Genomic DNA, 1,280 nt, shown 5'->3' with positions numbered 1-1,280 from the left:
TCACGAATTCATAGGTGGATCGGCTGGGCGCTTACCAACGGCGGGCGAAACGCTCAGTTTTAGCATCACCGTGTATTACGGGAGAAGCGCACCACGTAATACACAGGAAGCCTGCAACGGCGGGCGTTCCGGCCAACCCGGAGGGTTGCGTGATGTGTGATAGGTCGGCAGGGGCTGCGGGGACTCCCCGCGCAGCCTGCCCATAGCTGATTTGTGCTGGCGTCCTCGTACCCGCGCCGATTTTTCCGGCCCATATGGGATACGACTAGGATACGAATAGCATACGTCAGGATACAAATCAGATACGAACACGATACAAGCAGGATACGCTGCCGCTGCACTAGAAAACAGTGTTAGGAAAGTCCAAATTGCCGCCAAAGCAGCTATCCACTCTGTTGTTCTGTATGGTGAACGTCGCGAACCATGAGTAGTCGCCCTGCCGGCGGGGCACCATATCATTCAAAATCCGACCAATCCGTTCAATATTGGCTTGCAGTTCACTCGGCGGCACGTCATCTACTGGGATGTAGAACATGATGCACTGGCCATCGTCTTGTACTTCGAAGGTAATCGGCCTGTTTGGGGAAGGACTCGCCTGTTCAAGTACCTGGCGTATCTGGAAGATCAGCTCGTCGGCAATAATTTCGTCGCTCATATTCAACTCCGTGAAGACCAATAAGTGCGCTAGTTAGAGGCATCCCATTTTTTTCGCTTTCTCAATCAGTCGATTTAGCCCGACTTGCAGATCAACAATTCTGTTGACATGGCCTTCGAATGTCCCTTTTTTGGCGATGTCGCCCCCAGGATTAGAGCCAAGACCGTAGGCTCGGTTGTATAGATCGTATTGATCGTTAGCCAGGTCCCCTCGCTTTTTCCCAAGCTGTGCCTCCAGGTCTCGGATGTGCTTTCTTATGGCCTCACAGTCTTGCTCATCCTTTTGCTTCCTGCATTCCGGGCGCGAATAGTTTGGGTCATCGGCGCACTGTCCACCATTATTTCCTGGCATGCACATCGCAACAACGCCCACAGCTATCGGTCCAAGGGCAAATCCAACAACTGAAGCCTGTGGTGTTGCCTGAAGGATGATTCTGGTCGTTAGTGAAACCGAAGTAGCATCGAACAGACCGAGTGGATCGATCCGCGATATTGGATTCCCGCCCACGTACGCGTACGTATTGATACCGCCCTCAAGACCTATCGGATCACTCTGCACATACCGCCCGGTTTGCGGATCATAATCCCGATAGTAGTTGTAGAACAGATTGGTGTTTCTGTCGTAG

Annotated in this window: 2 protein-coding genes; both read right to left on the bottom strand. The window is 52.3% G+C overall.

Translation table 11 applies throughout. The features are described from left to right. Window positions 1-340: 340 nt before the first annotated feature. Complete coding sequence (locus EJB06_RS31485) at window positions 341-655, bottom strand: hypothetical protein (protein WP_126077961.1); 315 nt, start codon at window positions 653-655, stop codon at window positions 341-343. Window positions 656-688: 33 nt separating this feature from the next. Further along, the coding region (locus tag EJB06_RS31480) for an RHS repeat-associated core domain-containing protein (protein ID WP_164558106.1) at window positions 689-1,280 on the bottom strand (592 nt) is incomplete at its 5' end.

The organism is Massilia atriviolacea (assembly GCF_003953935.1).
Classification (GTDB): Bacteria; Pseudomonadota; Gammaproteobacteria; order Burkholderiales; family Burkholderiaceae_D; genus Telluria_A; species Telluria_A atriviolacea.
The sequence above is the reverse complement of the archived record's forward strand: the minus strand, read 5'-3'. Positions and strand labels throughout refer to the sequence as shown.